Raw genomic sequence first — 5,966 nt, forward strand, 5'->3', positions numbered from 1 at the left:
AGTCCCGTCCCGGCTCCCGCAGCAGCCGGGGAACCCCGCCCCCGCTGTCGTGCACCTCCAGATACAGCGACCCACCGCGCTCCCGCCACAACCGCACCCCGTAACCGCGCCCCGGCGGAACCCCGTGCCGCACGGCGTTCGCCGCCAACTCCGACGCGCACAGCAGCACATCGTCCATCCGGACGACGATTCCCCAGTCCAGCAGAGCCCGCCCGACAAACACGCGCGCCAGACGCACGGAAGCCCGCTCACGCGGGAAGAAACGTTCACGGAAGCGCAGCGGTACTGATTCTTCTCCGTTCATGCGCCGATCATGGCGGGCGGTAACTACGCTGTGACCGTGAGCTGGCTCGTACAAATCGTTTGTACGGGTCGTTCCCGGTCACGTACAGGCCGGTTGGGGGAGTTATACCGACCATGCACCCATCCGCACGCGCACACCGCAACCAACGAAGGAAGAACGCCTCGGCGATGCGCCTCGTCGGCGCGCAACTCGCCCAGCTCCGCCGCAACGCGGGGCTGACGCAGGAGCGCCTGGCCGAACGCGTCAACGCCGAGTACGACACGATCGCCTCCATCGAGCAGGGCCGCAGGCCCCTGAAACGCGAACTCGCCGTCCAACTGGACGAAGTCCTCAACACGGGCGGCGTCCTCACCATCGCCGTGGACAACATGCCGGAGATGGACAAGTACCCGATCTGGGCGGCGGAGTTCGTGGACCGCGAGGCGGAGGCCGTAGCGATCTCGTCATACGAGAACCAAGTCCTCCCCGGGCTACTGCAGACCCCCGAGTACGCGCGATCCGTCTTCGAGAATGAGATCCCTTGCCTGAGTCAGGAGGAGATCGAGCAGCGAGTCTCAGCTCGGATCGAACGTCAGGTCGTCCTCAGGCGGGAGAGCCCAGTGGACCTGAGCTTCGTCATTTCAGAAGCGGTGCTGATGGATCGGCTCGGAGGTGAGGAGGTCTGGCGGGGCACGCTGCAGCACCTACGAGAATGCGCGGACCTGCCCGGAGTGACGATCCAGATCATGCCCTTCGGCAGAACGACCCACGCAGGCATCTCAGGACCGTTCGTGCTCCTTGAAACGGCCGATCACGAACACATCGCCTACATGGAGACTCAGCGCGGCAGTCAACTCGTTTCTGAGCCAAGCCAGGTGAGCGTGCTGGCGAGGAAGTATGCCATGCTGCGAACTCAGGCTCTCGATGTGGAGGAGACACGAGACCTCATGGATCGGCGGCTAGGAGAGACATGAGCGCCACACTGCACTGGTTCAAGTCGAGCTACAGCACAGAGCAGGGCGGCAACTGCCTCGAAGTCGCCTATGCCTGGCGGAAATCCAGCCACAGCAGCGACGAGGGCGGCGCCTGCGTCGAGGTCGGCTACGCCTGGCGCAAGTCGTCCCGCAGCACCGACGAGGGCGGGAACTGCGTGGAGGTCGCGGCGTGTCCGTCGGTCGTCCACGTGCGGGACTCGAAGAACCCCGACGGTCCCGTCCTGACCCTCTCCCCCTCCACCTGGTCCGCCTTCACCGCCCACGTGGCCTGACGCCGGCGAAGAAAAACCGGTAACCGTCCCCGCGCCCGGCGGCGTATCGTCCGGGCGCATGGACGACGACCTGCTTGCCGCGTACGACGCGCAGTTGCGCGGCTGGAACGGCCGCCTACCGGCCGGCGCGCGACTGGAGAAGGACGGGCCGCTGGTGCGGGTCGTCGGCCTGCACCAGGGTTTCGTGAGCGGTCCACGCGACCTCGCGCTGCCCCCCGCCGAGCTGGACGACCTCATCGCCCGCCAGCGCGACTACTTCGCCGCGCGCGGCGAATCCGTCGAGTGGAAGACCCGCTCCCACGACCTCCCGCCGGATCTCCCCGACCGCCTCCGCGCGGCGGGCTTCGAGCCGGACGAACCCGAGACGGTCCTGGTCGCCCGCACCGACGACATCGCCGTCTCCGACCCCGTCCTCCCGCCCGGCGTCGAACTCCGCACGGTCACCGACCCGGCCGACCTCCACCGCCTGGCCGCCATGCAGGCCGAGGTGTGGGGCGAGGACAAGTCCTGGCTCGCCGACGAGTTGAACGCACTGATCGCCTCCGGCGACGACACCGTCACCGTCCTCGTCGCCGAGACCGAAGGCGAGGTCGTCTCCTCCTGCCGCCTGATGGTCGAACCGGGCACGGACTTCGCCGGTCTCTGGGGCGGCGCGACCCTCGCCGCCTGGCGCGGACGCGGCATCTACCGCGCCACCGTCGCCGCCCGCGCCCGCCTCGCGGCGGCCGCCGGCTACCGCTACGTCTACGTCGACGCCTCCCCCGACAGCGCCCCTATCCTCCGCCGCCTCGGCTTCACCGCCATCACCGGCACCACCCCCTACATCTGGACCCCACAACCTGACTGAACAGGTTGTTTCAAGGCGGACCCTTGCCCCGCGGGCAAGGGTCCGCCAGTTACGGAGTGAAACAGGCTAGAAGGTGCACACGACCGCACCGGCGGCGGCGCCACCGAGGAAGCCTGCAAGACCCCCTACCACCGCGCCGGGCCCGAGGATGGCTCCGGCGGCAGTGCCCGTGATGGCGGTACCGATCGTCCACTGGCCCACGCACTTGTTCCAGGCGGCGTCTCTCTTGCGCACCTCCTCCTCGTACTGCTTCTTCTCAGCCTCATCACAACGTCCGTCGTTGTTCTTGTCACAGACCTCGACTGGGTAATCCCTCAGCGCGACCAGCGAAGCGGTGAAAGGGTTCTTCGGCTCCGACGAAGGGAAGGAAGCGGGGCCGAGGGTAACGATCGGCATGCTCTCCGTGCCTTCGATCGTCTCTCCCGGGGCCCCTTCGATCGTCTGCGTGAGTCTGTTTCCGGTGACGGAGATCTTGTACTCATAAGTCTTGCCCTGAGTGTCGGTCACTTCGCCCGGGGCCATGGTCAGGATGGCGCGGCCATCAGCGTCAGTGATCTTGACACCCTTACCGTGGGAGGCCAGCTGAGTGCCGGGGGGAAGGTTGAAGGTGCTGGTGGCACTGGTCGCGAGGGACTGGGCCTCGGGCTTGCCGCCCTCTTGCGGAGGAGTCGTACCCGGCGGGTTTGAGCCGGTGTGCGCGATGTACATCGTCGACCCTGCGGAGGAATCGACGACCGGGACCGTTACCGTGCCCTCCGAGGTCCACGGGAAGCCGCCCTTGTCGAAGGTCCAAGTGCCGGTGACCTGCTTCGCCACGGCTGCGAAGTCGACCCAGCCGTACTGCTTGGGCGGAACGACGACGACCACCCCGTTGATCTCCGTCTCGTTCGACTGATAGGTGACGGTCCCGCTCAGTTGTGCGGAGATCATCGCCTGCATCGGGACAGAGACACCCACAGAGGCGGAGACGCCGGAGGTGAAGCTCTGCGACCATCCACTGTGATAGATCGTCGTGAAGATCTGGCTTACCTTCTCGGAGGTGTCGTTGTACCAGACCGAGGACGCCTTCTTGCGCGGCAGGGCCTCGGGCTCGCCCTCCGAGGTCTGCTTCCAGGAGCAGGTGGAGGTGTTGGTTGAGCACAGACGCGCGTAGTAGTCGGTGGCGAGTTTCTTGGCCTCCGGTGCCTTCGACGCCGAGACGGTCCATTCCTGCGCCGAAGTACCGTTGCAGCGGTACACCTGCGTCCAGGCATCGGAGTACTGGGCGCCCTGCACGATGTCAAGACAGCGGTCGTTGGTGCGGCGTACCAGCGTGTACGTGTTCGACTTGCCGACGACTGGGCGGAAGTGCCACTCCTGTCCGGCCCTTCCGCACGACTGCTGACGCAGCGGGAAGGCCTCGGTCAGGCACTTCCCGGTGACGGTGTTGGCAACCTGGAACTCTCCGTGACCGAGCGGGATCAACCGCCAGTTCTGGTGATGTCCGGGGGTTCTGTTCGCTACGACAAACACGCCGTCGCCCGTGTTGCCGTTCTGGACGTCGAGTCGGCGTCCGTTGGATGTCGTGAATGTCCAAGCGTCTCCTTCGGTCGCGTCGGCTGTCTGCGCCGTGGCAACGGTGCCGGTGGCGAGCATGAGGAGCGCGACGAGCGGCACCACTAACAGGTGGAGGGCGCGTCTGAGATGTGGTCGCATGACATCCTTCCGTGGCGGAACTGGAAACGTCCTGGCGCGCCCAGTGAGCCTAGGGAAGGTCGTCGCCTGGGCGGTGCTTCCGCGACGATCACTACCTGAAACGAACCATGGTTGGCTCGAAGTCCTACCAGCACGGGTTCTGCTGAGCCACCGTTGTCGACCATGCCGAGAGGGCTTCTACCGGCGTTCGAACGGGGCAACATCCCCGCGATCGTGCCTGGGTGCCCCACCGCAGCGCGTGGGCCCACGCGCTGCGGCGCCTCAACTCCTGACAACCGCCGCGCCGAAGGTGTGCCCGCCGTCATCGGCGGGCGGGCTCATCCTCGTCCGGGCCACGTGCCGGCTACCTGGTCCGCTCCCGTTTCGCACGCCAGAGCTGAGCCAGCAGAGCCAGCAAGGAAGTGGCAAGGACAAGAAAGACGTCGCTCGCCTGGAAGATCGGACTCCCGGAGGAAGACCAGAAGGCGCGCATAAGGACGATCCCCGCGTACACCGAGGCCGCCATCACCACGGCGGCGACATACGGGTTGGCCGGCGTCCACAGGACGAACCTGCGGATTCTGGCAGCGGTGCTCTGGTCGGTCTCCCCCGGACGGCGGCGGGCGGTGGTGCTCATGCCCCGTTCTCCTTCTGTCGTGCTGTGGACAACGCTGCGAGAGCCGCGTCGTTGGCGGCGGTGTGCGGGTGTCCGATTGGTCGCGATAACTCAAACACAGACGGTACGCGCAGGTCGCAGGAGGGCCGCCCTCTCGTTAGGCTCAAGGCACACGGCTCTGTCCACCGAGGCCAACTTTCAGGAGTCACCCCCCATGCCCCTCGACGCCGCCGCGCATGTGCGCCTTGCTCGTCCGTCGAGTGATCTGCGGGCGGCGGAGAGGTTCTGGGTCGACGGGCTGGGGCTCAGCGTCCTGTACCGGCACGAGGCGGACGGGACGCCGGGGCGGCACTCGCTGCTCATGGTCGGTTGGCCGCAGGGGAGTTGGCACCTGGAGCTGACCCACGATCCGGCCGCGCCCACGGACCCGCAGCCGACGCCGGAGGATCTTCTGGTGCTCTACCTCGGGGAGCCGGTTCCCGACTCGCTCGTGGAGCGGCTTGAAGCGCACGGCGGGAAGCGGGTCCCGGCGCACAACCCCTACTGGGACACGTGGGGTGTGACCGTCCGGGACCCGGACGGCTACCTGTTGGTGCTGTCGTCCCGCGACTGGTCCAACTCCGTCTCCTGAGCGGCCAGGCGGCGCTTGCGGCGGCCGCGCAGCAGCCGTGGGGCCGCCAGGCCCACTCAGGCGGCGGTGTAGGCCGCGCAGACGGCCTTCAGCACGGCGTCGGTCGCGGAGAGCGTGAACGTGAGTCCGGCGCCGACGCAGAAGACGTCCCAGGTGAGGTTGTCCCGCCAGTCCCGGGGCGTGTCGTCACTCACGGCGGGCGCGTTTACCCGCGCCCGTGGGCCAGAGGCGGGGGCGGCGTTTGGCGGCGACGTCCTCGGCCCAGCCGACGGCCACGATGAAGAGGGCCAGGAGCGGCCAGACCAGGAGGAACATCAGCGGTGGGTACAGCGACGTCAGCAGGTCCGCGTGGTCGGGCCAGACGCCGGGGATCTTCCACAGCGGGTCGAGTAGGGGGATGGAGGCGACGAGCGCCATCTCGTGCCACAGGTAGATCGTCACGGCGCGGCTGTTGGAGAGGGTGACGATCTTGTCGTAGCGGGCGAGGCGGCCGGGGAGGCTGTCCCACTGGGGGCTGATGCGCAGTAGCAGGACGCAGAAGCCGAAGCTCCAGAAGGCTTGCGCGAGGGGGATGTCGCCGAGGTCCATGCCGTCGTGGCCGGGATGGGTGGCGGCCCACCAGAGGCCGAAGGCCATGAAGAGGGGGGC

The 5,966-nt window shown here is 67.4% G+C and carries 8 protein-coding genes and 1 pseudogene; 4 read left to right on the top strand and 5 right to left on the bottom strand.

Going from position 1 to position 5,966, the window contains the following annotated elements:
* The coding region (locus FNX44_RS22680; protein WP_143650645.1) for an ATP-binding protein at positions 1–304 on the bottom strand (304 nt) is incomplete at its 3' end.
* 167 nt (positions 305–471) lie between these two features.
* Here FNX44_RS22680 and FNX44_RS22685 point away from each other — a divergent pair.
* From FNX44_RS22685 to FNX44_RS22695, 3 genes are read left to right on the top strand one after another with little or no spacing between them, the layout of a single operon-like run.
* A complete protein-coding gene (locus FNX44_RS22685; RefSeq protein WP_143650646.1) occupies positions 472–1,257 on the top strand; it encodes a helix-turn-helix domain-containing protein in 786 nt (261 codons plus the stop codon).
* Positions 1,254–1,550, top strand: a complete 297-nt coding sequence (locus FNX44_RS22690; RefSeq protein WP_143650647.1) for a DUF397 domain-containing protein — start codon at positions 1,254–1,256, stop codon at positions 1,548–1,550. The genes FNX44_RS22685 and FNX44_RS22690 overlap by 4 nt, the downstream gene beginning before the upstream one ends.
* A gap of 58 nt (positions 1,551–1,608) precedes the next feature.
* On the top strand, positions 1,609–2,397 hold the full coding sequence (locus FNX44_RS22695; RefSeq protein WP_143650648.1) for a GNAT family N-acetyltransferase: 789 nt from the start codon (positions 1,609–1,611) through the stop codon (positions 2,395–2,397).
* A gap of 66 nt (positions 2,398–2,463) precedes the next feature.
* On the opposite strand, the gene FNX44_RS22700 is transcribed toward FNX44_RS22695, so the two are convergent.
* Entirely contained in the window at positions 2,464–4,092 is a 1,629-nt protein-coding gene (locus FNX44_RS22700) for an RICIN domain-containing protein (RefSeq protein WP_143650649.1), read from the bottom strand.
* Positions 4,093–4,435: 343 nt separating this feature from the next.
* Positions 4,436–4,708 (bottom strand): hypothetical protein, encoded by a 273-nt coding sequence (locus FNX44_RS22705; protein WP_143650650.1) that lies wholly within the window; start codon positions 4,706–4,708, stop codon positions 4,436–4,438.
* Between the two features lie 193 nt (positions 4,709–4,901).
* Here FNX44_RS22705 and FNX44_RS22710 point away from each other — a divergent pair, with 193 nt between their 5' ends.
* On the top strand, positions 4,902–5,318 hold the full coding sequence (locus tag FNX44_RS22710) for a VOC family protein (RefSeq protein ID WP_143650651.1): 417 nt from the start codon (positions 4,902–4,904) through the stop codon (positions 5,316–5,318).
* A 56-nt stretch (positions 5,319–5,374) separates the two neighbouring features.
* Here the strand turns inward: FNX44_RS22710 and FNX44_RS22715 are convergent, their stop codons facing one another.
* Positions 5,375–5,512 (bottom strand): hypothetical protein, encoded by a 138-nt coding sequence (locus tag FNX44_RS22715; RefSeq protein WP_153507633.1) that lies wholly within the window; start codon positions 5,510–5,512, stop codon positions 5,375–5,377.
* Positions 5,505–5,966, bottom strand: a pseudogene (locus tag FNX44_RS22720) (acyltransferase family protein); the annotation flags it as partial. The pseudogene FNX44_RS22720 and the gene FNX44_RS22715, both read right to left, overlap by 8 nt.

Origin of the sequence: Streptomyces alkaliterrae, from assembly GCF_007097205.2 — a bacterium.
In the GTDB taxonomy this organism is placed as follows: Bacteria; Actinomycetota; Actinomycetes; order Streptomycetales; family Streptomycetaceae; genus Streptomyces; species Streptomyces alkaliterrae.

Bases quoted from the DNA above. Each gene is read 5' to 3' on its own strand.
- FNX44_RS22685 (WP_143650646.1), top strand. From the start codon at position 472: ATGCGCCTCGTCGGCGCGCAACTCGCCCAGCTCCGCCGCAACGCGGGG.
- FNX44_RS22690 (WP_143650647.1), top strand. From the start codon at position 1,254: ATGAGCGCCACACTGCACTGGTTCAAGTCGAGCTACAGCACAGAGCAG.
- FNX44_RS22695 (WP_143650648.1), top strand. From the start codon at position 1,609: ATGGACGACGACCTGCTTGCCGCGTACGACGCGCAGTTGCGCGGCTGG.
- FNX44_RS22700 (WP_143650649.1), bottom strand. From the start codon at position 4,092: ATGCGACCACATCTCAGACGCGCCCTCCACCTGTTAGTGGTGCCGCTC.
- FNX44_RS22705 (WP_143650650.1), bottom strand. From the start codon at position 4,708: ATGAGCACCACCGCCCGCCGCCGTCCGGGGGAGACCGACCAGAGCACC.
- FNX44_RS22710 (WP_143650651.1), top strand. From the start codon at position 4,902: ATGCCCCTCGACGCCGCCGCGCATGTGCGCCTTGCTCGTCCGTCGAGT.